The sequence below is a fragment of the Micromonospora sp. DT229 genome, assembly GCF_049844505.1.
Taxonomy (GTDB): Bacteria; Actinomycetota; Actinomycetes; order Mycobacteriales; family Micromonosporaceae; genus Micromonospora.
This window is the reverse complement of record NZ_JBNCLD010000002.1, coordinates 64987-90643: the sequence shown is the minus strand read 5'-3', so window position 1 is coordinate 90643 and position 25657 is coordinate 64987. Positions and strand designations below refer to the sequence as shown.

Here is a 25657-nt window from a genome sequence, read left to right as displayed (position 1 = left end):
CCCGCGCCCCACCGGGCGCCCGGGCGGGAGGTGCCCCACTGTCCGCTGCCCCCCCGCCCTGGGGGCGGGGGTGTGTGGGGCCCCGGCCGGGGTGGGGCGGCCGGGCCCGCTTCGTGGTTGGAGCGGGGCCCCGTCCGGTCGAGACCGGACGGGGCCCGTGGATCACAGGCGGCGGCCGGGTGCCAGCCGGGTCGGGTCGCCACCGAGACGTCCGGCCCCCTTGACGGACTTGCCCTCGTTGGCCTTGACCCCTGCCGTGCTGGCCGTGCCGCCGAGCCGAACGATCATGGCGTCGGCGTCCCGGATCAGCACCTCCCGGATCTCGGCCTCGGCGACGAGCTTGGCGTCACGGGCCAGATCGCGGAACTTGATCAGCTCCTTGATCGCCTTCTCGTCGTTGCCCTTCGCCTCCTCCTTGCGGACCTTCTCGAGCTGCTTCGACAACTGCTCGTGCGCCTTGTTCGACAGGCGCCCCGTCGCCTTGAACCGGTCCAGCAGGTTCTGCATGTCCCGGAACGAGGTGGTGACGAAGAACCGGACCGAGGCGGTGGTGGCGTTACCCGCCTTGTCGGTCGCGGTCACGGTCAGCTCGTGCAGACCCAACGGCAGCTCGTACATCGCCTGGAGGGTGCCGCTGTGGTACGGCCGGCCGTTCAGGGTGCCGACCACGGTGGCGATACCGGAGGTCGGGTCGACCGCCTGCCAGGACACCCGTACGTCCTGGCTGTCGCCGTACAGCTGGCCGTCGGCGATGCCGGAGACCAGCAGGGTCGGCTTGGTGCCGTCGATGCGGACCACCGCGGACTTCAGGGTCTCGGCGTTGCCGACCTTGTCGGTGGCCCGGTACAGCAGCTCATGGGTGCCGTCGCCGCTGATCTCCACCGGCTCGGTGTACGGCGTCCAGGCGCCACCGTCGAGCGACCACTCCAGCAGCTGCACCCCGGAACCGGCATCGGTCGAGGTGAGCACCACCGGAATGGTGCCGTCGTGCCAGCCCTCGTCGTTCGCCGGAGCGAACGCCGCCGTGCTGACCGGGGCGGTGGTGTCGATTCGGACGGTGACCGTCTTCGTCTCCTCCACGTTGCCGGCCTCGTCGACGGACCGGAACCGCAGCTCGTGCTCGCCGTCCCCGGTCACCTGCACCGGCTCGGTGTAGGTGGTCCAGGTGCCGGCCTCGCCGAGCTGGTATTCCGTGCGGGCCACCCCGCTGCCGCCCTCCTCGTCGGTGGCGGACAGGGTGACCGTCACCGGCCCGGTGTGCCAGCCCTCGATCGGGGTGCCGGACACCTCGGCGGTGGTCACCGGCGCCACCGTGTCGCTCGGGCCGTCCTCCGCGGAGAACCGGAAGTAGTCGAAGGTGGCCACCTTCGAGGCGATCTGGTTGCCGCTGAGGGTGAACACCCCGATCTTCGGGGTGGCTCCCACGGCCGCGTTGGTCAGCCCGGTCAACTCCGTCCAGGTGGTGCCGTCCGTCGAGTACGACCCGGTGAAGGTGTCACCGGTGCGGGACAACCGCAGGTACCACTCGGAGGAGGTCAGGTTCTCCGCACCCGGTTGCGGGTCCTGGATCGACCCGTCGATCTCGCTGCGCAGCTCGATCCGCCGGGTCACCGGCTGGCCGGCCTGGTTGTCGGTCACGAAGTCGAACTTGACGTAGTTGTCGTCGTCGCCGTACACGATCAGACCTGCCTGCTGGTACTGCTCGTCCAGCAGACTGCCGTCGATCCTGGTCTCCATCGTCCAGTCGCCGCTCGGGGCGTTCTGCAGGATGAAGTTCGTCGGGTCGGTGTTGTTGGTGCCGTAGATGTCACCGTTGGGCACGTCGATGTGCAGCTTCCCGCCGCCGACCCGGTAGGCGCTCGGGTCCTCCCGCAGGATGGCGTTCCACCGGCACTTGTCCAGCGAGATGCCGTCGAACTCGTCGGACCGGTCGACCGGCCCGGCGGGGGAGTCCGGGGTCACCTGGAACCAGTCGAACTCGGCGTCCACGACGGGGGCGTCCGTGCCACCGTTGAGGGCGAACAGGCCGATCCGCGGGTTCTCGATGCCGGCCAGGTCGGCGGAGCGCCCGACCGGGCTGAAGGTCTGCCCGTCGGCCGACATCTCCGCGGTCAGGGTGCTGCCGTCGCTGCTGATCCGCAGCCAGACGGTGTCACCCTCCGGTGCGGCGACGTTGTCGGCACTGTCGTTGCGCGGGGTGCCGGCAGTCTCCCGGAGGAACTCCACCCGGCGGCTGCCGTTGTAGAGCAGGTCCACCTTGGCGTAGTTGTCGTCGTCGCCGTAGACGATCAGACCGGCCTGCTGGTAGGTGGCCGTGACCGGCACGGTCACCTTGGTGGTCGCCTGCCAGGCCCCGCTGGGTGCGGGCTGGAGCACCAGGTTGGTCGCGTCGTTGCGGCTGCCGTACAGGTCACCGGCCTCGGTGGGGATGCGCAGCGCGCCGTCGGAGACGGACAGGAGTTGGTTCTCCCGCACCACACTGGTCCATCGGTCCCGGTTCAGGGTGTCGCCGCTGAAGTCGTCCGAACGGGCCCCCAGGCAGGAGGTGTTCGGGGACTCGATGCGGATCGGCACGGTGGCGTACGACCGGGCACCTCGGCTGTCCGTCACCGTCAGGACGGCGGTGAAGGTGCCGGGTGCGGCGTAGGTGTGCTCGGCGTTGAGGGTGTCGGCCGTACCACCGTCACCGAAGTCCCACTCGTACGTCAGCGGGGTGTCGCCCTCAGGGTCGGTGGCCGTACCGCTGAAGGAGACCGCCAGCGGCGCGGTGCCGGAGGTCGGGGTGGCGCTGGCGGTGACGACCGGCGGGGCGTTGTCCGTGACCCCCTTGCCGACGAAGTCGATCCAGTTGACGTTGAACAGGCTGTCCGTGCCGCCGGCCGGGTCGCGGGCGACGAAGAACAGCTTGCCGGTGGAGTCCGCCTCGGCCGGAACCTCCGCGGTGACATCGGTGTACGACTGCCAGTCTCCGGTGCCCGGTACGACGACCGAGGTGACCAGCGGACCGTCGGGGGCGCCGGCACGGACCTCAAGCCGGCCACCGGAGTTGGCCGAGGCCACCCGGAACCGGATCGACTCGATGCCGGTCAGGCTGGCCGGCTCGACCGACCACCAGTCGCCGTCCTCGATGAAGCCGATGTTCTCGCCGCCGCCCGCGGTGTCCCCGGTGGCCTCCTTGGCCACCCCCGGGTCGCCGCCGCCGACGCCGTCGGCCAGTCGGCCGGTGTTGGAGTAGTACTCGGCCTGCTTGCGCTTGGGCTGGAGGATCTGCAGGGACCGGCCGGTCAGCGGGCTGGCCCCACCGGAGCCGCCCTTGTCGGTGTAGGTCGCCTCCAGCACGGTGAACACGTTCGCCTCGGCGCCGTGCCCGGCGGCGAGCTGGGTCTGCACCACACCCTCGCAGCCGGTGTGCTGCTCCAGCGGGTGGGCGTGCTCGTCGTGACCCAGCAGCACCTGGAGTTCGACCTCGTCGCAGTCGATCTCCCCGTCCTCGGGGTCGGTCACCTTGATGGTGTACTTGACCTGGTCACCCCAGTCGAAGAAGCCGCCGTCCGGCGGGAACTCGATGGTGACCGTCGGAACGGTGTTGCCGACCGTGACCGGCACGTTCGCCACCGCGGTACGCCCCGTGGGGTTGGTCACGGTGAGCTGGGCGGTGTAGTTGCCCGCCGAGGCGTACGTGTGGGTGGGGTTGGCCTCCTCGGAGCTGTTGCCGTCGCCGAAGGTCCAGGCGTAGGTCAACGCTCCGCCGTCCGGGTCCCGGGAGCCGGCGCTGGAGAAGCTGACCGTCAGCGGGGCCGGTCCGGAGGTGGGGTCGGCGTTGGCCACCGCGATCGGGGCCCGGTCACCGGCGATGTAGTCGATGCGGTAGACCCCGGAGTTGTCGTTGTTGCCGCCGAAGCCGCTACCCCACTCGATCATGTAGAGCGCGCCGTCCGGACCGAACTCGAAGTCCATCGGTCGGATGAAGCTCATCCCGTCCAGCAGGCGGTTGATGTCCACAAGGGACTTGCCGTCCGAGGTGACCTGCATGGTGTACATCCGCGACTGGTTCCACTCACCGAGCAGCGCCTTGCCGTCGAAGTACTCCGGCCACTTGCGGTCGGAGGTCAGATCGGCGTCGTACCGGTAGACCGGGCCGCCCATCGGAGCGCCACCGCCACCGATCTCGGGGAACAGTGGGTTGGGGGCGTAGCCGTAGTCGACCGTGGCCGAGACGGCCGGCGGCAGGTTGGTCAGGCCGGTGTTGTTGGGGGAGTCGTTGACCAGGTTGGCGCAGTCGAACTTCGCCCCGCTGGGCCCGGACGGGAACTGGTAGTCGTTGTACGCCCGGTTCGCGCCGTGGCAGTACGGCCAGCCGAAGTTGCCGGGCTGGTCGACGATGTTCCACTCCACCAGGCCCTCCGGCCCCCGGTTGGGGTTGGCGGAGGCGGCGTCCGGCCCGTAGTCGGCCACGTACAGCACGTCCGTGTCCAGGTCGATACCGATCCGGAAGGGGTTACGGAAGCCCATCGCGTAGATCTCGGGACGGGTCCTCTCCGTGCCCGGCGCGAACAGGTTGCCCTCCGGGATGGTGTACGTCCCGTCGTCCTCCGGGTGGATCCGGATCACCTTGCCCCGCAGGTCGTTGGTGTTGCCGGAGGTGCGCTGCGCGTCGTAGTCGGCGCGACCGGGCCGCTCGTCGATCGGGGTGTACGCGTCCGAGGAGAACGGGTTGGTGTTGTCCCCGGTGGCCAGGTACAGGTTGCCGGCCGAGTCGAAGGTCATCGTCCCGCCCGCGTGGCAGCAGGTGTTGCGCTGGGTGTCGACCCGCAGCACCTGCTTCTCGCTGGCCGGGTCGATCGTGTCGCCGGTGACCGTGAACCGGGACAGCAGGTTACGCGCGACCCCGTCGTTCGGGGCGTAGTAGAGATACACCCAGTTGTTGGTGGCGAAGTTCGGGTCCAGGCGGATGCCGATCAGGCCGTCCTCGTTGCCGGTGAAGACGTCGAGGTCGATCGCGGTGACGGTCTGCCCGGTGTCCGGCTTGATGATCTGGACCCGGCCGTCGCGCTCGATGTAGAAGACCCGCCCGTCTGCGGCGATGTCCAGTTCCATCGGGTTGCTGGTGTTGCTGTCCAGCGTCACCTTCTCGAAGCTGGAGGTCAGCGAGGCGCGGCAGTCGGCGCCGCTGACCCCGGCCGCGGTCCGGATGCCACCGAGCAGGTGCTGGAGGAACTCCGGCTCGGCGTACGACTCGCGGGTGTGACCGCCACCGGTGTACCAGGTCCGGCCGCCGTCGTAGTCCCGGCACCAGGCGATCGGGTGGTCGTGACCCATCGCGCCCGTGCCCGGGGAGTAGCTGGTCTCGTCGAGGGTGGCCAGCACGTGCACCTTGCCGCGCGGGTTGGTGCGGAAGTTGTACCACTCGTCGTACCGGGACCAGCGCTCCGGCAGGTGGGCGGTGGACTCGTGCGCCGGGTCCTCGACCTTGACGGTGGCCGTCTGGTTGGCCGGGTGGTTGGCGAAGTACGCCCCCACCAACTCGCCGTACCAGGGCCAGTTGTACTCGGTGTCGGAGGCGGCGTGGACGCCGACGTAGCCGCCACCGGTCTGGATGTAGCGCTCGAAGGCCTCCTGCTGTTCGGCGTTGAGCACGTCACCGGTGGTGGAGAGCCAGATCACCGCCCGGTAGCGGGCCAGGTTCGCGTCGGTGAAGGAGGCGCTGTCCTCGGTGGTCTCCACGGTGAAGCCGTGGGTGGCACCCAGTTGCTGGATCGCGGCGATGCCGGTCGGAATCGAGTCGTGCCGGAAGCCGGCGGTCTTGGAGAAGACCAGGACCGAGAAGTCGTCGGCGGCGGCCTGTGGTGCTGGGGCCGGCGCCGGTGCGGTCTGCGCCAGTGATGCTGTCTTGGTGGTGGTGGAGGCGGCCTGCGCCGGTCCGCCGACAAGCGTGGTCACGGCGAGGCCGAGACTCATCAAGGCGGCGGTTATGGGTGCGCGGGCACGGTGTGGTCGGGACACTCCGGTCTCCTTGGTCCTGACGGACAGGGGTCGCGGGGCCGGTTCGCCGAAGACCGTCCCAGGTGGAGCCGGATCGGTCGCCTGCCGGGGCGTCCGTTCCAGCATTATGTTGAGCCGTTGAACAAATTACTTCCGGTCCATCGGTACTTGGCAAGGTTTCGATGAATAACGGTTCGGTAACGGAGGATGACATCTCCCGCTATCACCCGCTAAGTCGTACGTCCGGTCTCTGGCCTTTGGAGGTCGGCTCGGCACCTCGGGACGGGAACCGGCCCGCACCCCGAGAGGTGCGGGCCGGCTCCGATCGGTCGACTAGCCCGGCGTCAGCCGGAAGTAGTCGAAGGCGGCCGTCTTCGAGGCGGTCTGGTTGGCCCCCAGGGTGAACAGCCCCACCTTCGGGGTGGTCCCGACCGCGGTGCTGGTCAACGTGCCCAGGGTGGTCCAACTCGTGCCGTCCGCCGAGTAGGCGGCGGTGTAGGTGCTGCCGCTGCGGGACAGGCGCAGATGCCAGATCCCCTGGGTCAGCCCGGTGGCCTGGGGTTGGGTGCTCTGCACCACCCCGCCGACCTCACTGCGGAACTCGATCCGTCGCGAGATCGTCTGACCTGCCGCGTTGTCCGTGACGTAGTCGAACTTCAGGTAGTTGTCGTCGTCGGCGTACACCAGCAGACCCGCCTGCTGGTACTGCTCGTTGAACAGGCTGCCGTCGACCCGGGTCTGGATCGTCCAGTTCCCGGCCGGGCTGTTCTGCAGGACGAAGTTCGTCGGCCCGGTGTTGTCGGTGCCGTAGATGTCACCGTTGGGTACGTCGATGCGCAGCGCACCGTCGGTCACCCGGTACCGGGTCGCCTCCTCCCGCACGATGGCGTTCCACCGGCACTTCTCCAGGGTGCTGCCGGTGAACTCGTCCGAGGGTGTGGCGCTCGTACCGGTCGTGGCCTCCGGGGTGATCCGGAACCAGTCGAAGTCGGCGTTCAGCACCGGGGCGGTGGTGCCGCCGTTGAGGGCGAACAGACCGATCCGGGGGTTGGTGATCCCGGCCAGGGCAGCGGACCGGCCCACCGCTGTGAAGGTCTGCCCGTCGGTGGAGTAGGCCGCGGTCAGGTTCGTCCCGTCGCTGGTCAGTCGCAGGTGGATGGTGTCACCGGTGGGAGCGGCCGTGGAGTCGGCACTCTCGTTGCGCGGGGTGCCGGCACTCTCCCGGATGAACTCCACCTTGCGGTTGCCGCCGTAGACCAGGTCCAGCTTGGCGTAGTTGTCGTCGTTGCCGTAGATGATCAGGCCGGCCTGCTGGTAGTCGGCCCGGGCCGCCAGGGTGACCCGGGTGGTCGCCTGCCAGGCCCCGCTGGGTGCGGGCTGGAGCACCAGGTTGGTCGCGTCGTTGCGGGTGCCGTACAGGTCACCCGCCGCGGTGGGCAGGCGCAGGGCACCCCCGGTCAGCGAGTACGCCTGGCTGTCCCGCACCACGCTGGTCCACCGCTGGCGATCCAGCGAGGTGCCGGTGAACTCGTCCGACCGTTGGGGCCCCTGCTCCACCTGGCAGGGCTCATTGCCCCCGGGCCCGTCCACCCGGATCTGCACGGTGGCCTGGCCCCGGGCACCCCGACTGTCGGTGACCGTCAGGGTGGCGGTGTAGTTGCCCGCCGTGGTGTAGGTGTGGGTGGCGTTGAGCGTGGTCGCCGTCTGACCGTCGCCGAAGTCCCAGGCGTACGTCAGCGGGGTGTCCCCGTCCGGGTCGGACGCCGTACCGGTGAAGGTCACGGCCAGAGGCCCGGTCCCACTGGTCGGGGTGGCCGTGGCGGTGACCGTCGGTGGGGCGTTGCCGCTGACCCCGGGGCCGACGAAGTTCATCCAGTTGACGTTGAACAGGGTTCCGGTGCCCCGGTTGGGGTCCCGGGCGACGAAGTACAGCCCGCCCTCCGAGGAGGCGCCGTTGGGTATCTGCGCGGTGACGTCGGTGTAGGTCTGCCAGCCCCCGGTGCCGGCCACCGTGGCGGTGGTGATCAGGGGACCGTCGGCGGCCCCGGCCCGGACCTCGATCCGGCCACCGGAGGTGGCCGAGGCGACCCGGAACTGGATCGAGGTGACCCCGGTCAGGCTGGCCGGGCTGACCGACCACCAGTCGCCGTCCTCGATCCAACCGATGTTCTGCCCACCGCCGGCGGTGTCACCGGTGGTCTCCTTCTCCACCCCGGCGGTGCCGCCCCCGGTGGCGCCGGCCACCCGGCCGGTGGCCGAGAAGTACTCGGCCTCCTTGCGCTTGGGCTGGAGGATCTTCAGGGCCCGGCCGGTCTGCGGCTCGGCTCCGTCGGAACCGCCCCGGTCGGTGTAGGTCGCCTCCAGCACGGTGAAGACGTTGGCGTCCGCCCCGTGGCCGTCGGCCAGCTGGGTCTGCACCGTGCCGGTGCAGCCGGTGTGCCGCTCCAGCGGGTGGGCGTGCTCGTCGTGTCCCAGCAGCACCTGGAGTTCGACCTCGTCGCAGTCGATCGTGCCGTCCTCCGGGTCGGTCACCCGGATGGTGTACGCGACCTGGTCACCCCAGGAGAAGAAGCCGCCGTCCGGGGGGAACTCGATGGTGACGGTCGGGGCGGTGTTGCCGACCGTGATCGGCACGTTCGCCACCGCGCTGCGGCCCGCCGGGTTGGTCACCCGCAACTGCGCGGTGTAGCTGCCGGACCGGGTGTACGTGTGGGTCGGGTTGGCCTGGGTGGAGGTGCCACCGTCACCGAAGGTCCAGGCGTAGGTGAGGATGCCACCGTCCGGGTCGCGGGAACCGGCGCTGGAGAAGCTGACCGCCAGCGGCGGAGCCCCCGAGGTGGGTGTCGCCGCGGCCACCGCGATCGGGGCACGGGCCCCGGCGGTGTAGTCGATCCGGTAGACCCCGGAGTTGTCGTTGTTGCCGCCGAAGCCGCTACCCCACTCGATCAGGTAGAGCGCGCCGTCCGGGCCGAACTCCATGTCCATCGGCCGGACGAAGGTCATCTGGTCGAGGATCCGGTTGATGTCCACGAGGGTCTTGCCGTCCCGGCTGACCTGCATGGTGTACATCCGCGACTGGTTCCACTCGCCGAAGATCGACTTGCCGTCGAAGTACGCCGGCCACTGCCGCCGCGACGAGATGTTCGGGTCGAACCGGTAGACCGGGCCGGCCATCGGCGCTCCGCCGCCGCCGATCTCCGGGAAGCGGCTGTTGCCGCCGTAGCCGTAGTCGACCGTGGCCGGGATGGCCGCCGGCAGGTTGGTCAGACCGGTGTTGTTGGGGGAGTTGTTCACCAGCGCGGAGCAGTTGAACTTGGCCCCGCTCGGGCCGGACGGGAACTGGTAGTCGTTGTACGCCTGGTTGTTGCCGTGGCAGTACGGCCAGCCGAAGTTGCCCGGCCGGTCGACGATGTTCCACTCCACCAGGCCCTCCGGGCCCCGGTTCGCGTTGGTGGTGGTGGCGTCCGGGCCGTAGTCGGCGACGTAGAGCACATTGGTCACCGGGTCGATGCCGATCCGGAAGGGGTTGCGCAGGCCCATCGCGTAGATCTCCGGACGGGTCCGGGCGGTTCCCGGGGCGAACAGGTTCCCGCTCGGGATGGTGTACGTCCCGTCGGCCTGGGGCCGGATCCGCAGCACCTTGCCGCGCAGGTCGTTGGTGTTGCCGGCAGTACGCTGGGCGTCGTAGTCCGCGCGCCCGGAGCGCTCGTCCAAGGGGCTGTATCCGCTGGACTCGAAGGGGTTGGTGTTGTCCCCGGTGGCCAGGTACAGGTTGCCGGCCGAGTCGAAGGTCATCGTCCCGCCCATGTGGCAGCAGGTGTTGCGCTGGGTGGGCACCTCCAGGACCACCCGCTCACTGGACGGGCTGATCGTGTCACCGGTGACCGTGAACCGGGACAGGTAGTTGCGGGATCCGCCCGCGCTCGGGGCGTAGTAGAGCCAGATCCACCCGTTGCTGGCGAAGTTGGGGTCGAGGCGGATGCCCAGCAGGCCGTCCTCGTTGCCGGCGAAGACACTCAGCCGCAGGGCGGTGACGGTCTGCCCGGTGTCCGGCTTGATGATCTGGACCCGGCCGTCGCGCTCGATGTAGAAGACCCGCCCGTCCTCGGCGATGTCCAACTCCATCGGGTTGCTGGTGTTGCTGTCCAGCGTCACCTTCTCGAAGTTGGCGGCCCGACCGGCGCCGCAGTCGGCGTGCACCACCCCGGCCGCGGTCTGGATGCCGCCGAGCAGGTGCTGGAGGAACTCGGCGTTGGCGAAGGACTCCTGGGTGTGCCCGCCACCGGTGTACCAGGACCGGCCACCGTCGTAGTTCTGGCACCAGGCGATCGGGTGGTCGTGCCCCATCGCCCCGCTGCCGGGGCTGTAGCTGCGCTCGTCCAGCGAGGCCAGCACCTGCACCTGACGGGCGCGGGGGTTGGTGCGGAAGTTGTACCACTCGTCGAAGCGGGACCACCGGTCCGGCAGGTGCCGGGTCGACTCGTGGGTGGTGTCCTCGACCTTCACCGTGGCGGTCTGGTTGGCCGGGTGGCTGTTGAAGTAGGCGCCGACCAGTTGGCCGTACCAGGCCCAGTCGTACTCGGTGTCGGAGGCGGCGTGCACCCCGACGTATCCGCCACCGGCGCGGATGTAGCGCTCGAAGGCCGACTGTTGAGTGGCGTTGAGCACGTCACCGGTGGTCGACAGCCAGATGACCGCCTTGAACCTGGCCAGGTTGGTGTCGGTGAAGGCGGCACCGTCCTCAGTGGTGACGACTGTGAAATTGTTCGCGGTGCCGAGCTGCTGGATCGCCCGGATGCCGGCGGGAATCGAGTCGTGGCGGAACCCGGCGGTCTTGGAGAACACCAGGACGGAGAACGGCTCCGCAGCCGCGGCCTGGGCGGTGGTGGGGGCGGCGGCCTGGGTGGTGGTACGGCCGGCGGCCTGGGCGGCTGTGGGGCGGGCGATCGGGAACGGCGCGGCGGTCAGGACGAGAGCCAGGGCGAGTAGCGCCACGGCTAACGGGTCGAGAGTTGCTCGCCCGCGGCTGGTTCGGGGCACGAAGATCTCCTCTTTCCGTGTAGGACGGGTCGGAGCGGACGTCGGTGGCTACTCCGGGTCGGTCCGAGTGCTCGTACCTGACGGTGAGGGTCTGGCTGCCGAGGAACTGAGCCGATCAATCAAATTTGCTTTGGTCGATCGGTTTCGGGCAAGACTCATTGATGTAACAGCTTGGTAACGAGGTGTTGTCGAATTGGCATGAGTCGCTGCATAACCGGGTCTTTTCCGGTCGCCGGGCGAGGGCGACACGGTTGAGTCGGGCAGCTCCGGAAGTCGGCCGGCGCGGGTCCGGGGGTTGGCGGCGCAGCCGAAACGACGTACGTTGACACCCAACGAACCCACGGGAGCCCGGTGTACCGGGCTGAGAGGGGGGCTGCCAGCCCCCGACCGTCGAACCTGATCCGGGTAATGCCGGCGCAGGGAGGAGTGTTGCCGTGCCGTCCCTCGGACGACTGCATCTGATCACCGACACCCGACCGGGCCGGGACGCGCTGGCCGTGCTCGCAGCCGTCCTGCCGGTGGCCCACACCGAGCTGGTGGTCCAGGTCCGGGTCGAGGACGCCGTCACCGACCGGGAGGCGTACGAGCTGACCTGCCGGGTGCTCGCCCGCTGCCGGCCGTACGGCGTCACCTGCCTGGTCAACGACCGCCTGCATGTGGCCTTGGCGGCCGGGGCCGCCGGCGGTCATGTCGGCGCGGACGATCTGCCGGTGGCGGCGGCCCGGCAGGTGCTCGGCCCGCAGGCGGTGTTGGGCGCCACCGCCCGGGAGCCGGTCTCGGCCGTCCAGGGGGTCGCCGCCGGAGCCAGCTATCTGGGCGTGGGCCCCTGCCACGCCACCACCACAAAGGACGGCCTGCCCCCGGCTATCGGGGTGACCGGCGTCCGGGCGGTGGTCGAGGCGGTCGCCGTACCGGTGATCGCCATCGGGGGAGTGACGGCGGCGGACGTACCCGGGTTACGGGCCGCCGGCGTGTACGGGGTGGCGGTGGTCGGCGCGCTCTCCGCAGCCGCCGATCCCGCCCACGCCGCAGCCGAGTTGGTCAGGGCGCTGACGTGTTAAGCGGGGGCCCTTCCTATACCGGAGACGTTAAGCGGGGGCCCTTCCTTGCACCGCAGGTGGCGGTGGTGGGGGCGGGGCCGATCGGGTTGGCGATCGCCTGGCGGTGCGCGGCCCGGGGACTGCGGGTCGTGGTGCACGATCCGGCTCCGGGGTCGGGAGCCTCCCAGGTGGCCGCCGGGATGCTGGCGCCGGTGGCGGAGGCGTACTTCGGCGAGCACGAACTGACCGGGCTGCTCACCGAGTCCGCTCGGCGCTGGCCGGCCTTCGCCGCCGAGCTGACCGAGGCCACCGGCCTGGACATCGGGTACCGGACCGAGGGCACCCTGATGGTGGGGCTGACCGCCGACGACCTGGCCGAGGCGCGGCGGCTGTGGGCGTACCAGCAGGGTCTGGGTCTGCCGGTGACCCCGCTGCGGCCCTCCGAGTTGCGCGAGTACGAACCGGCGCTGGCCCCCCGGGTTCGCGGGGGTGCCCTCGCCGCCACCGACCACCAGGTCGACCCGCGTCGGCTGGTACCGGCACTGCGCCTGGCCGCCGAGCGGGCCGGTGCGGTGCTGGTCACCGAGCCGGTGGGGCGACTGTCCGAACTGTCCGCCGAGGTGACGGTGGTCGCCGCCGGCTGCGGCGCCGCCGCCCTGACCGGGCTGCCGGTCCGCCCGGTGAAGGGCCAGGTGCTGCGGCTGCGTACCCCGGACGGCGGCCCGCCGGGCTTCCGGCACGTCATCCGGGGGTACGCCGACGGCGAGCACGTCTACCTGGTCCCGCGTGAGTGCGGTGAGGTGGTGGTCGGTGCCACCGTCGAGGAACGCTCCGATCTGGCGGTCTCCGCCGGTGCGGTCCTGCGGCTGCTGCGGGCCGCGGTCGACCTGCTGCCCGAGCTGGCCGAGTACGACCTGGTGGAGACGATCGCCGGGCTGCGCCCCGGTACCCCGGACAACGCACCGATCCTGGGGCCGCTGCCCGACCGGCCGGAGGTGCTGGCGGCCACCGGTCACCACCGGCACGGGATCGTGCTCACCCCGGTCACCGCGGATCTGATCACCGGCCTGATCACCGGGGAGGGAGCGGGCGGGTCGATGCTGCGCCCCTTCCGGGCCGACCGGTTCCGCCCGGACAGCAAGGAGGACGACAGATGGAGCTGACGGTCAACGGCGTCGGGCAGGTGGTGCCCGAGGGCGCCACGGTCGCCGAACTGGTACGACAGGTCACGCCGCAGCACCGGGGGGTGGCCGTGGCGGTCAACGGCGAGGTGGTGCCGCGTACCGGATGGCCGGCGACCGTACTGCGCGGCGGCGACCGGGTAGAGGTGCTCAGCGCCGCCCAGGGCGGGTGACCACGATGGACGGCTTCACCCTCGGCGGTACCCGGTTCGGGTCCCGGCTGGTCCTCGGTACCGGCGGGGCGGCCAACCTGCACGTGCTCGAACAGGCGATCCGGGCCTCCGGCACCGAGCTGGTCACCCTGGCCCTGCGTCGGGTGGACACCGTCCCCGGTGGCTCGGGGGGTCTGCTGGACCTGCTGGACCGGTGCGGGGTCCGACTGCTGCCGAACACGGCCGGCTGCTACACCGCCGGTGAGGCGGTGAAGGTGGCGCACCTGGCCCGGGACGCGTTCGACACCGACTGGGTCAAACTGGAGGTGATCGGCGACGAGCGGACCCTGCTGCCCGACGGGGTGGAACTGCTGCGCGCCGCCGAGGAACTCGTCGCCGACGGATTCACCGTGCTGCCGTACACCTCGGATGATCCGATTTTGGCTCGTCGGCTCGCCGACGTCGGCTGTGCGGCGGTGATGCCGGCGGGATCGCCGATCGGGTCCGGCCTAGGGGTGTCCAACCCGCACCACATCCGGCTCATCCGGCAGAGCGTCGAGGTGCCGGTGATCCTGGACGCCGGGATCGGTACCGCCTCCGACGCGGCGTTGGCCATGGAGTTGGGCTGCGACGCGGTGTTGCTGGCCAGTGCGGTGACTCGAGCCGCGGACCCGGTGGCGATGGCCACCGCGATGCGCCACGCGATCACCGCCGGTCGGCTGGCCGCCGGTGCCGGCCGCATCCCCCGCCGCTTCCACGCCCTGGCCAGTACCCCCGACGAAGGTCGCCCCGAGCTGTGACCCCGCACCCGGGCGCCGACGGCTTGTCCTGGGGTGTCTCCGGCGTTGTGGTGCTGACGGACCGGCGGGTGGCCCGCAGGCCGTTGGCGGAGGTGGTGGCGGCGGCCGTGGCCGGGGGCGTGCGCTGGGTGCTGCTGCGCGAGAAGGACCTGCCCCGCGCCGAACGGTTCGCCCTCGCCGCCGAGCTGCGGCCGGTCCTGACCGAGGCCGGCGGCACCCTCATCGTCGCCGGCCCCGACCCCCTGCTGCCCATCGAACCCGCCGCCGGCGGGGTCGTGTCGGGGGCGGAGCCTGTGGGTGGGCCGGTGGTGGCTGTGCACCTGTCGGCGAGCGACTCCGGGCCGCCGCCGGGCGCCCAGCTGGTCGGTCGGTCCTGTCACGACGAGACGGAACTGCGTCGGCTGCGCACCGAGGACTACGTCACCCTCTCGCCGGTCTATCCGACCAGGACCAAACCCCTCTACGGGCCGGCGTTGGGGCCGGCGGGACTGGCCGGGTTGATCCGGCTGAGTCCGGTGCCGGTGCTGGCGCTCGGCGGCATCGAGACCCCGGCCCAGGTACGCGCCTGCGGGCAGGTCGGCGCCGTCGGCGTCGCCGTCCTCGGCGCGATCATGCGCTCCCCTGACCCGCAGCAGACCGCTGCCGAACTGACCAGCGCCTTCGAGGCAGCTTCGACCTGAATCCTGAGGAAGACAGATGACCCCTACGACCGTGCTCACCGTGGCCGGCTCGGACTCCGGCGGCGGTGCCGGCATCCAGGCCGACCTGAAGGTCTTCGCCGCGCTCGGCGCCTACGGCACGAGTGTGCTCACCGCGGTCACCGCGCAGAACACCCTGGGCGTGGACGCCGTCCTGCCGCTGCCCCCGCAGACGGTCACCGAGCAGCTGGACAGCGTGCTGTCCGACTTCGCGGTGCGGGCGGTCAAGACCGGGATGCTCGGTACGCCGGCGGTGGCGGGTGCGATCGCCGACGCGGCGGCGGCCGGGCGACTGCCGCAACTCGTCGTCGATCCGGTGCTGGTGGCCACCAGTGGACACCGCCTCGGTGTGGTGGCGGCGGTCGAGCGGCTGTTGCCGTACGCCCGGGTGGCGACCCCGAACAGCGCGGAGGCCGCGGCCCTCACCGGGGCTGCCGTGACTGATCTGGCGGAGATGACGACGGCCGCCCGGGCCCTGGCCTCCGGCGGCCCGGAGTGGGTGATCGTGACCGGCGGTGACGTGGACACCGGCGGCGAGGCCCTGGACGTGCTGCACGGTCCGGAGGGGACGACCGTGCTGCGGGCCCCTCGGGTACCGACCCGGCACAGCCACGGGACCGGGTGTTCGTTCTCGGCGGCGACCGCGGTGCGGTTGGCCATGGGCGATCCGGTGCCGGTGGCGGTGGCGGAGGCCAAGAAGTACGTGAGCCGGGCGCTGGCCGGCGCGCGGAACTGGGAGTTGGGTGCGGGACGCGGTCCGTTGGACCACTTCGGCTGGTCCACCTGAGCACAGGGAGACTGTCATGCAGGTACGGCGCAAGGTGTACGTCGAGGGCTCGCGGCCGGAGATCCGGGTGCCGTTCGCGGAGGTGGAGCTGACCGGGGACAACCCACCCGTACGGCTCTACGACACCTCCGGTCCGGGCTCCGACCCCCAGGTCGGGCTGCCCCCGCTGCGTGGGCCGTGGATCGCCGAGCGGGGGGATGTGGCCCCGATACGCGGTCCGGGCACCCCGCTGGCGGGGGCGGACGGGAATCGGCCGACCCAGCTCGGGTACGCCCGGGCGGGGGTGGTCACCCCGGAGATGGAATTCGTGGCGATCCGGGAGGGCAGGTCGCCGGAGTTCGTCCGGGAGGAGATCGCGTCCGGGCGGGCGGTGCTGCCGCTGAACGTCAACCACCCGGAGTGCGAGCCGGCCATCATCGGCAAGGCCTTCCTGGTCAAGGTCAACGCCAACATCGGCACCTCGGCGGTCAGTTCCTCGGTGGCCGAGGAGGTGGAGAAGCTGACCTGGGCGACCCGGTGGGGCGCGGACACCGTGATGGACCTGTCCACCGGCAAGCGGATCCACGAGACCCGCGAGGCGATCGTCCGCAACTCGCCGGTGCCGATCGGCACGGTGCCGATCTACCAGGCGTTGGAAAAGGTCGGCGGTGACCCGGTCAAGCTGAGCTGGGAGGTCTTCCGGGACACCGTGATCGAGCAGGCCGAGCAGGGCGTGGACTACATGACGGTGCACGCCGGGGTGCTGCTGCCGTACGTGCCGCTGGCGGTGGACCGGGTGACCGGCATCGTGTCGCGCGGCGGGTCGATCATGGCGGCCTGGTGCCTGGCGCACCACGAGGAGAACTTCCTCTACACCAACTTCCGGGAACTGTGCGAGATCCTGGCCCGCTACGACGTGACCTTCTCCCTCGGCGACGGGCTGCGGCCGGGTTCGATCGCGGACGCCAACGACGAGGCCCAGTTCGCCGAGCTGCGTACCCTGGGCGAACTGACGAAGATCGCCTGGGAGTACGACGTGCAGGTGATGATCGAGGGCCCGGGTCACGTGCCGATGCACAAGATCAAGGAGAACGTGGACCTCCAGCAGGAGTGGTGCCACCAGGCGCCCTTCTACACCCTGGGCCCGCTGACCACGGACATCGCACCCGCGTACGACCACATCACCTCGGCCATCGGGGCGGCGATGATCGGCATGTTCGGCACCGCGATGCTCTGCTACGTGACTCCGAAGGAGCACCTCGGCCTGCCGGACCGGGACGACGTGAAGGCGGGCGTGATCGCGTACAAGATCGCGGCCCACGCGGCCGACCTGGCCAAGGGGCACCCGGGCGCGCAGGCCTGGGACGACGCCCTGTCCAAGGCGCGGTTCGAGTTCCGCTGGGAAGACCAGTTCAACCTGTCGCTGGACCCGGAGACCGCGCGGTCGTACCACGATGCGACGCTGCCGGCCGAACCGGCGAAGACGGCCCACTTCTGCTCGATGTGCGGGCCGAAGTTCTGCTCCATGAAGATCACCCAGGATCTCAAGGAGTACGCCGCCCGGGGCATGAAGGACAAGTCCGACGAGTTCCTCGCCTCCGGCGGGCGGGTCTACCTGCCGTTGGCCTGACCGGTCCATAGGCGGGCGCTCGGCCGGCCGGTCACCGGGGTCAAGTCAGTCCCGGTGGTGCCGGCCGGTCGAGCGCAGCGAGCGGCGGGACGTCTTCGGGGCGGGCTCGTCCTCGGTCACGGGTCGACCGAGCCCGGTCACCCAGTCCACGTACTCCTCGTCCTGGGCGGGCAGCGGTTCCTCACCGTCGACCGTGCTGTCCGGGCGGGATCTGCCCCGACGGAACAGGCCGCGCAGACCCTTGTCGCGTTCCTCCCCGGGCTGGATGTCCTCCGGGGCGACCGCAGGTGGCTTGGTGAAGGCGGCGGACAGGTCACGGGCGGTGGCAGCCGGGTCGGTGGTGCGGGCCGGGGTGGCGGCGAAGGCGGCCGAGAGCCCCCGTGCGGTGGCCCTCGGATCGGTCCCGGCGGGCGCGGTCGCCTCCGCAGCAGGCGGTACTGCCTCCAGCCCAGCAGGCGCGGGCGACTCCAGCCCGGGCGTGGTCGCCTCCGGGCTGGGGGAGGTCGAAGCCGGGCTGGGGGAGAAGGTGGGATGACCGTGACCGGTCGGTGTCGGTGGCTCGGTGGCGGTCGGAGCGGTGGTGGCGGCTACCGCTCGCGGGGTGCCGAAGGTGGTGGTCTGCTGGTCCTCGGCCGGTGGCGGATCGGCCGGTCGGGCGGGCGCGAAGGCGTTCCACGGCGTTGTCGAGTTCAGTTCGGGCAACGACAGGCGGTGGCGGGGGCGTGGTGCCGGTTCGGGCCGCAGCTCGGCGGAGAGCAGGGGGGCCGAGTCGGTGGCGGTGGACGGGTACTGCGTCGGGCGGGCGCCCTCGTCCGAAGCGGCCTGGGCGGTCAGGTCAGGGTGCGCTCCGGGGCCGGTCGCCCCCGAGGAGGTGGCGGTAGGCGCGGCGGGGTCGGCGTCATCACTGGTGTGGGTGGTCTCCGGCAGGACGGCCGGTTTCCCCTGCTCGGACTTTTGCTCCGCAGACTGCTCGGGCTGTTGCTCCGCAGCGGCGGCCGTCGTACCGGCCCGGGGTTTGCGGGTCCGCCGGGGGGTCGGCGTCTTGCCCACCGAAACCGAAGCCTCGACCGGATCTGGCGCTGCGGACGAAGCCGGGGCGGGTGCCAGCGGCGAGCGGGCGGACCGCCCGGCCAGCGGAATGTCACTGCCGTCGCCCACCGGGGCGGAGTCGGCCGCAGGGTCGGCCGCCGCCGGGGCTTGCGCGGAGGCCGGGGTCGGTGCCGCCCCCCGAATCTCGACGGCCGACACCGTAGCCTCCGTTGAGCCAGGTCCCGTGGTCGCCGCAGCCTCCAGTGCTTCGGGCTCCGTTGTCGCCGCATCCTCTGTTGGCTCGGGTTCTGTCGTGGACAGGCGGTCGGTGGCTGAGAACGGGACGGGGTGGCGGTCGGCAGCCGAGGCGGGCGGCAGCTCCCGTGCTCCGAGCCCCGCTTCGGTCGTGACCTCGGCGGCCGTCGGTGGGTCCAGGGAGGGCTGGGGTTCCGGCCATTGCCAGTGCGGTGGGGTGTCGGCAGCCGCTACGGGGTGCTCGGCCGGACGGCGCGACGAGGCGGGCAGGGCCGGGGTCGGGGGTAGCGGCTGGAGGATCGCGGTGGGTTCGATGGCCGGGGTGCCGGAGGCGGAACGACCGGTCAGCGGCCAGGGTAGGAGAGCGGCAGCGGCCGAACCGAGCGCGCCGACGGCGATCGCGATCAGGGCGCCGTAGTACGGGGCGAGTTGGTAGCGGTCGGCGGAGTCGCCGGGCCCGGCCGCCAGGTAGGCGAAGGCCACCAACACCGGCCCGGCCACCCCACTCGGCCCGCTGGTCAGCGCCGGGTGCCCGCGCCACCGGGCGACAGCTCCACCGGCCAGGCCGGCCAGCAGGGCCAACAACGGCAGAATCAGCAACGCCAACTGCTGCGCCGTGTCGACGGACAGCCAGGCCGGTTCCAGCACACCGAGGCGGACCGGGGTCAGCGGTCCGCCGGCACCCAGTGAGGGTACGACCGACAGCAGGGCGATCAGCCACATCGCCCCGGCCAGGGCAGCCATGTTCCAGGCGAACGGTGGGCGGACCAGGACGGCCAGCGCGGCACCGGCCCCGACCACCGCGCCGAGGATGGCGCAGATGGCCACCGCCCAGACCGGATCGACCGAGATGAGCTCGGCGCTGCGGGCCGGCTGCATGCACAACGGCGCCACGACGGTGGCCCCCAGGGCGGCGCTGCCGGCCACCGCGAGTTGCCGGCCGGTGCCGGTGAGCCGGCCTTCCTGCCGGGCCACCCGCTCGGTGAGCACGGCACCGATCACGGCGGCGTTCGCCGCGAACCAGCCGACCCAGACGAGCTGGGCCGGCCACTGGTTGACGGTGGCGCCGTTGAAGGCGCCGGTCAGCCGGATGATGCCGAAGCCGAAGGCGAGGCCAAGCTGACCGGCTCCGGCCAGCAGGCTGACGCCGAACGCCGTGAGCAGTAGCCGGCTCAAGGTCCGATTGGCCATGTCCGGCACGTTACGTTCCGTTGCCACCGATCGCCACCGGCGCGCCGTGAACGCCGTCCTACCTGCGTGCGGTAGAGCTACTTGAGTTCGATCAGCCGGGCCAGGTATGTCGTGTCGCCGACGTTGGTGAGCATGTGCACCGCCCCGGGGTCGCGGTAGACCACCCCGCCGGTCGGTTCGTCCGCATCGATCGTGACGCCGTCGATGGTCTGGATCACGTTCTTCGCGCCGTGCACGGCCACCACCAGGTAGGGGTGGTCGTGGCGGTGCAGCGGCTGCTGCTCGCCCGGCTCCAGTCGGATGTGCCAGACCCGTACCCGGTCGTTCTCGTAGACGATCTCCTGGCCCACCGGGCCGAGGACCAGGTCCTGGTCGGTCGCCGGTGCCACCGGGGTGTTGTCGATCATCGGGTCGTCTCCAGGTGGGGGAGCACCTCGCTGGCGATGAGCTCCAAGTGGTCGAGGTCAGACAGGTCGATCAGGCGCAGGTGCACCCGCTCGGTGCCGATCGCCGCGAACTCGCCGATCCGGTCGACCAGTTGCTGCGGCGAGCCGACCACCGGGTCCTCGGGCGGCAGGGCGCTCTTGACGTGCAGCGGCGCCGCCCGCTGCTTGGCCTCGGAGTCGGTACGCCCGACTGCCACCACGATGCCGGCCGAGCACACCAGCGGGGCGCGTCCGCTGTCGGCGCGGCCGATCTGGTCGCTGGCCTGCCGGGCCCGCTCGTACGCCGCAGCGGTCTGCTCAAGGCTGGTGAACGGAACGTTGAACTCGTCGGCGTACCGGGCGGCCAGTTCAGGGGTACGTCGGGGACCCCGCCCGCCCACGATGATCGGCGGGCCGGGGGTCTGCACCGGCTTCGGCAGCGCGGGGGCCTCGGTGAGCTGGTAGTGCTTCCCGGCGTAGCTGAAGGTCTCGCCCGCTCGCGTGGCCCACAGCCCGCTGATCACTTCCAACTGCTCGGCGAACCGGTCGAAGCGTTCCCCGACGGCGGGGAACGGGATGCCGTACGAGGTGTGCTCACGGGCGTACCACCCGGCCCCGATGCCCAGCTCGACCCGGCCGCCGCTCATCTGGTCCACCTGGGCCACCATCACGGCCAGTGGCCCGGGTAGCCGGAAGGTGGCCGAGGTGACCAGGGTGCCGAGTCGGATCCGGTTGGTCTCCCGGGCCAGCGCGGCCAGGGTCAGCCAGGCGTCGGTCGGTCCGGGCAGGGCCGGCTCGTCACCCATCGCCTGGTAGTGGTCGGCGCGGAGGAAGCCCTCGAACCCGCCCTCCTCGGCGAGCCGGGCGAAGCGGAGCTGATCGTCGTAGCTGGCGCCCCGGTGCGGTTCGGTGAATACGGTGACGCGCACCCTCATCGTCCTTCCGGGCCGACGGCCACCGGCTGGTCGCGTTCCATCAGCAGCTCGTGCAGGTCGGCGCTGACCTGGGCGACCTCCGCCAGGTGGGCGTTGCGGCCCAGGGTGCGGGGTCGGGGGATGGCCACCTCGACGATCTTGCGTACCCGGCCGGGGCGCGGGCTGAGCACGACCACCCGGTCGGCCAGCAGGACGGCCTCGTCGATGGAGTGGGTGACGAAGACGACCGTCGCCCGGCTGCTCATGTGCACCCGCTGGAGTTCCCCGGACAGTTCCTCGCGGGTGAGCGCGTCCAGGGCGGAGAAGGGCTCGTCCATCAGCATCACCCGGGGGTTGCCGATCAGTGACCGGCACAGCGACACCCGCTGCTGCATGCCGCCGGAGAGTTCGTGCGGCAGCCGCTTCTCGAACCCGGCCAGGCCGGCGACCTCGAGCAGTTGCCGGGCCCGCTCCCGGTGGTCGGCGCGCTTCCAGCCGAAGATCTCCACCGGCAGCAGGACGTTGTCCAGTACGGTCCGCCACGGCAGCAGGGCCGGTCGCTGGAACAGCATGGCGATGTCCTGACGCGGCCCGGTGACCGGGGTGTCACCCACGGTGATCGTGCCGGAGCTGACCGGAATCAGCCCGGCGATCAGCCGCAGCAGGGTGGACTTGCCGCACCCGGAGCGGCCGAGGACGGCGACGAACTCGCCGTCGCTGACGGCGAGGTCGATGCCGCGCAGCGCTTCGACCCGGCCGGTGCGGCCGTCGAAGGTGCGGGACACCTCGGACAGACGGATCATCTCCGGGGGCCTCCGGCTGAGTGCTTGATCAGGAATCCGTCAAAGGCTAACCGGCTCTGTGCAGAATGCACCGTCCGGGGTGGAGTTGACTTTGTTTCCTTACCGCAACCCGATACGCCTGGTGTCACAAAGCGAGACTTCTCGTACGCTGTGCCCGCGAAGAATCCCCCTCGATGCGCGGTGTCGGCTTCCCTCCCGGCTGCCGGCGCCGCCCGACAGACCCCCTTCCGGCGGCCCGACGCCCCGGTGGGAAAGGACAAGGTGTACTTGATGAAAAGGCTGACCCGTACGGTCGCCGCGGCCACGATGGCCACCGCACTAGCCCTCGTCGCCGCGTGCAGCGGCTCGGACGAGGCCGACGACACCAACGGCGGTGGCGCCGCCCTGGAGCAGGTGACCTACCTGACCTCGTTCGGAAACTTCGGGCGTGACGCCTACGCCTGGGTGGCCAAGGAGAAGGGCTACTTCAAGGAGGCCGGCTTCGAAGTCGAGATCAAGCCGGGCCAGGGCTCCGGCGCGATCATTCAGACGATCGTCGGCGGGCAGGCCGACTTCGGCCCCATCGACCTGACCGGTGGCCTGCTGCAACTCGGCAACGGTGAGGCCAAGGACTTCGTCGCGGTCGCCGCGATCCAGCAGCGCACGATGGCGGCCATCGCCACCGTCGAGGGCACCGGCATCAACACCCCGAAGGACCTGGAGGGCAAGAAGCTCGCCGACACCCCCGGCTCCGTCGTACGCAACCTCTTCCCGACGTACGCCCGGATGGCCGGCATCGACCACACCAAGGTCACCTGGGTCAACGGTGAGGCGCAGACCCTGATGGGCACCCTCGCCTCCGGCGCGGTCGACGGCATCGGTCAGTTCGTCGTCGGTCAGCCGACGATCGAGGCGGTGACCAAGAAGAAGGCCGTTCTGCTGCCGTACAGCAACGTGATGCAGGACCTCTACGGCAACGTGCTGATCACCTCGAAGCAGACCGCCAGCGAAAAGCCGGAGATGGTCAAGCGGTTCACCGCGGCGCTGCTCAGGGGCCTGGAGGACGCCCTGGCGAACCCGCAGGAGGCGGCCGAGATCCTGGCCAAGAACGTCGAGGCGGTCAACCCCGCCGCGGCTGCCGCCGAGCTTCAGCTGATGGCCGGCTACGTGCGTTCCAGCAACTCCGGCACCGCCCTGGGCACCCTGGACAGTGGCCGGGTGGCGAAGAGTATCGCCATCCTGCGCGGTGCGGGTGCGCTGAAGTCGGATCTGACCCCCGAGCAGGTCATCGACTTCAACCTAGCCCCCAAGGGCTGAAGCTGATCACTTCGATGTCGGGTACGCCGCACCTTACGACAGGTGCGGCGTACCCGCGTCGACGCCGAAACACCACATCCAGGAGGGTCCGATGACCGACGTCCGTCCGCGGCAGACGGTGGGGCAGACACTGCCCGAGCCGTCCTCTGCCGCACCGCGTCCCCGGCGATGGCGCGCCGGCGACCTGCGGCTCGCCACCGTGGCGGCGGTGTTACCGGCCGTTGGACTGTTGATCGCGTTCGGGGTCTGGTGGGTGGTCGCTCGGCTGGAGTTGATCCACCCGGCCGCCCTGCCGCCGCCGGGTTCGGTGCTGTCCGCGTTCGCCGACAGGCCGCAACGGCTGCTGGAGCACACCGCGCTCACCACCCGGGAGATCCTGGTCGGCTTCGCGCTCTCCGCCGCGGCGGGAGTGCTGATCGGTTTGGCGTTGGCCGCCTCGCGGACGGTGGAGCGGATGTTCACCCCACTGCTGGTGGCCGTCAACGCGGTACCGAAGATCACCCTTGGCCCGCTGCTGGTGGTGGCGCTCGGTTGGGGTCAGAAGCCCATCCTGACCATGGTCTTCCTGCTCTGCTTCTTCCCGATCGTGCTGTCCACCGCGACCGGCCTGACGACCACCCCGGCCGACCTGGCCGAACTGGTCCGCTCCTACAACGCCTCCCGCTGGCAGGCGTTCCGGAAGATCCGCTTCCCGGCCGCCCTGCCGCAGATCTTCGTGGGCCTCAAGGTGGCCATGCCGCTGGCCGCGATCGGCGCGGTGATCGGCGAGTTCCAGGCCGGCGAGGGCGGTCTGGGCTATGTGATCCAGCAGTACGCAGGCATCGGCGACACCGCCACCGCCTGGGCAGCGATCATCCTGGTCGCCCTGGTCAGCATCCTGCTCTACACCGCCCTGGTGATCATCGAGCGGTTCAGCCTGCCCTGGGTACGCGAAACCACCTCCAGCCGCTGACCACCCCCAGCCAGACCACCAGCACCTACGGGCGGACGTAACCGACCCAGAGATCACCAACCCAAGCTGACCGCGTCCGTCACCCTTGGACGAACGCAGGTGTGGCCCCAGCACAACCGGCGCAGGGATCAAGCCTGACCGCCCGGAGCCGGTTGTGCTGGGGCCACACCCCACTCAGCAGAAGAAGGACAGAGGCCTCAGCTAGCCAACCTCCAGCGGCCGTTACGAGCGACCAGGGTGGTCAGAGCCTGCGGCATCAGTCCGGAGTGGTTGTCCGGCGTCATTCGGATCGGCCCGGACAGTCCGTCCATCTGGGAGGTCTCCAGCACGTCGCGCAGGCCTTCCCGGTCGACCTTGCCGGCCGGGCCGCCGGCGCGCAGTTCGGCGTCGACGATGAGTTGGACGGCGTCCGCCGCGAACGACGAGGATCCGTGGTAGCCGCCGAAACGGGCGGTGTAGTCCTGGAACCACTGACGACGGGCGGCCTTCGCGGGGGTGGTGGCGATGACGTCGTCGATCACCATCGTCTGGGTGAAGACCAGGGTCGCCCGTTCGGCGGCCCGGGCCGAGGCGCCGAGGAAGAGGTCACCTGCGGCGGAGGCGTCGAAGAACAGGCGCCCGGTGAAGCCGGCCTGCTTGACCGCGCCGGCGGCGAGCATCGCCTGCTCCGGTGGGGTCCAGATGACCAGCGCCTCGGGCTGGGCGACGGCCAGGGTGCCGGCCTGCCGGTCCACCTCGGTGTCGGTGGTGCGGACCGTGGCCTCGGCCAGCAGTTGGATCCCGGCCTTGCCGAACTCGGCCCGCAGTGCCTCGGCGCCCTCCTTGCCGTAGGCGTCGTCGGTGCGCAACAACCCGACCGAGGTGACCCGTCGACGACTCAGCTCGCCGGCGATAGCGCCGGCATTATCGGCTGCATTCGGTGCCAGTTTGAACACGTAGCGTCGATCTGCCACCGGGTTGGTTACCGCGCCGGCCGATGCCAGCGCGATGGTGGGGATCTGCTTCTCATTGATGGTGCGGACCGCGCCGACCGCGCATTCGTTGCAGCCGCCCATGATGATGGCGCTGACTTGTGAATCGTTGGCGAAGTCGACGATGTTCCGCAGTGACTCCCCGGCGTCGGAGCGGTTGTCCTTCGGCAGCAGTTTGATAGTCCGGCCGTTCAGGGCGCCGGAGTCATTCAGCTGTTCAATCTTCAACTCCAGTGCCTGCCGGTGCGCCTTGCCGACGCTGGCGGCCGCCCCGGACAGTTCCAGGTCGGCGGCGATGACGATCGGCGAGGTGTCCTGCTCCTGCCCGCCGAACTGGCAGCCGGTGAGGGTGGTGGCCAGTAGAGCTGATGCGGCCACCAGAGCGGTCGCGGAGCGGAAGGGGGTCAACTCTGTCCTCCTGATGCGGCACGGGCGGGGCCCGGTCACCGGCGGCGGCAGCGTCCTCAGTAGATATTCTGGGTGGGTCTGCCGTACCGTGTGCGCGAAGCCTGCAAAACCTTGCCAATGCCGG

Annotated in this window: 16 protein-coding genes and 1 riboswitch; of the genes, 9 read left to right on the top strand and 7 right to left on the bottom strand. The window is 70.7% G+C overall.

Translation table 11 applies throughout. The annotated features are described in order from the left end of the window. Positions 1-162 precede the first annotated feature (162 nt). Positions 163-5958 carry a ThuA domain-containing protein gene (locus ACLQ2T_RS03130; RefSeq protein ID WP_425764478.1) on the bottom strand — a complete coding sequence of 1932 codons (5796 nt, stop codon included), beginning with the start codon at positions 5956-5958 and terminating at the stop codon, positions 163-165. Positions 5959-6315: 357 nt separating this feature from the next. Continuing rightward, positions 6316-11022, bottom strand: a complete 4707-nt coding sequence (locus ACLQ2T_RS03125) for a ThuA domain-containing protein (RefSeq protein WP_425764477.1) — start codon at positions 11020-11022, stop codon at positions 6316-6318. Between the two features lie 330 nt (positions 11023-11352). Continuing rightward, a riboswitch (TPP riboswitch) is annotated at positions 11353-11462 on the top strand. On the opposite strand from ACLQ2T_RS03125, the gene ACLQ2T_RS03120 reads away from it, so the two are divergent. The 7 genes from ACLQ2T_RS03120 (at position 11457) to thiC (ending at position 17289) form a co-directional block, all read left to right on the top strand. After that, positions 11457-12083 (top strand): thiamine phosphate synthase, encoded by a 627-nt coding sequence (locus ACLQ2T_RS03120; protein WP_425764476.1) that lies wholly within the window; start codon positions 11457-11459, stop codon positions 12081-12083. Its footprint overlaps the riboswitch before it by 6 nt. After that, entirely contained in the window at positions 12077-13225 is a 1149-nt protein-coding gene (gene thiO, locus ACLQ2T_RS03115) for a glycine oxidase ThiO (protein ID WP_425764475.1), read from the top strand. The genes ACLQ2T_RS03120 and thiO overlap by 7 nt, the downstream gene beginning before the upstream one ends. Continuing rightward, complete coding sequence (thiS, locus tag ACLQ2T_RS03110; protein ID WP_425764474.1) at positions 13216-13416, top strand: sulfur carrier protein ThiS; 201 nt, start codon at positions 13216-13218, stop codon at positions 13414-13416. The genes thiO and thiS overlap by 10 nt, the downstream gene beginning before the upstream one ends. A 5-nt stretch (positions 13417-13421) precedes the next feature. After that, positions 13422-14195, top strand: coding sequence for a thiazole synthase (locus ACLQ2T_RS03105; protein WP_425764473.1), 774 nt, complete (start codon positions 13422-13424; stop codon positions 14193-14195). Continuing rightward, complete coding sequence (locus tag ACLQ2T_RS03100) at positions 14192-14875, top strand: thiamine phosphate synthase (RefSeq protein ID WP_425764472.1); 684 nt, start codon at positions 14192-14194, stop codon at positions 14873-14875. The genes ACLQ2T_RS03105 and ACLQ2T_RS03100 overlap by 4 nt, the downstream gene beginning before the upstream one ends. A gap of 16 nt (positions 14876-14891) precedes the next feature. Continuing rightward, positions 14892-15680 carry a bifunctional hydroxymethylpyrimidine kinase/phosphomethylpyrimidine kinase gene (thiD, locus tag ACLQ2T_RS03095; protein WP_425764471.1) on the top strand — a complete coding sequence of 263 codons (789 nt, stop codon included), beginning with the start codon at positions 14892-14894 and terminating at the stop codon, positions 15678-15680. Between the two features lie 16 nt (positions 15681-15696). Beyond that, complete coding sequence (thiC, locus tag ACLQ2T_RS03090; RefSeq protein WP_425764470.1) at positions 15697-17289, top strand: phosphomethylpyrimidine synthase ThiC; 1593 nt, start codon at positions 15697-15699, stop codon at positions 17287-17289. Positions 17290-17334: 45 nt separating this feature from the next. Here the strand turns inward: thiC and ACLQ2T_RS03085 are convergent, their stop codons facing one another. The 4 genes from ACLQ2T_RS03085 to ACLQ2T_RS03070 form a co-directional block, all read right to left on the bottom strand. Next, the gene (locus ACLQ2T_RS03085) at positions 17335-19764 is read right to left on the bottom strand and encodes a hypothetical protein (protein WP_425764469.1); all 2430 of its coding nucleotides are present in this window, start codon (positions 19762-19764) and stop codon (positions 17335-17337) included. 77 nt (positions 19765-19841) lie between these two features. Continuing rightward, positions 19842-20171, bottom strand: a complete 330-nt coding sequence (locus tag ACLQ2T_RS03080) for a cupin (protein ID WP_425764468.1) — start codon at positions 20169-20171, stop codon at positions 19842-19844. Continuing rightward, positions 20168-21118, bottom strand: a complete 951-nt coding sequence (locus ACLQ2T_RS03075; protein ID WP_425764467.1) for an LLM class F420-dependent oxidoreductase — start codon at positions 21116-21118, stop codon at positions 20168-20170. The genes ACLQ2T_RS03080 and ACLQ2T_RS03075 overlap by 4 nt, the downstream gene beginning before the upstream one ends. A 2-nt stretch (positions 21119-21120) precedes the next feature. Next, positions 21121-21906 (bottom strand): ABC transporter ATP-binding protein, encoded by a 786-nt coding sequence (locus tag ACLQ2T_RS03070; RefSeq protein ID WP_425764466.1) that lies wholly within the window; start codon positions 21904-21906, stop codon positions 21121-21123. Between the two features lie 270 nt (positions 21907-22176). Here ACLQ2T_RS03070 and ACLQ2T_RS03065 point away from each other — a divergent pair, with 270 nt between their 5' ends. Together ACLQ2T_RS03065 and ACLQ2T_RS03060 are read left to right on the top strand one after the other, a co-directional pair. Next, on the top strand, positions 22177-23202 hold the full coding sequence (locus tag ACLQ2T_RS03065) for an ABC transporter substrate-binding protein (RefSeq protein WP_425764465.1): 1026 nt from the start codon (positions 22177-22179) through the stop codon (positions 23200-23202). A 91-nt stretch (positions 23203-23293) separates the two neighbouring features. Beyond that, the gene (locus ACLQ2T_RS03060; RefSeq protein ID WP_425764464.1) at positions 23294-24154 is read left to right on the top strand and encodes an ABC transporter permease; all 861 of its coding nucleotides are present in this window, start codon (positions 23294-23296) and stop codon (positions 24152-24154) included. A 197-nt stretch (positions 24155-24351) separates the two neighbouring features. On the opposite strand, the gene ACLQ2T_RS03055 is transcribed toward ACLQ2T_RS03060, so the two are convergent. Continuing rightward, a complete protein-coding gene (locus tag ACLQ2T_RS03055) occupies positions 24352-25533 on the bottom strand; it encodes an ABC transporter substrate-binding protein (protein ID WP_425764463.1) in 1182 nt (393 codons plus the stop codon). Between the last annotated feature and the right edge of the window lie 124 nt (positions 25534-25657).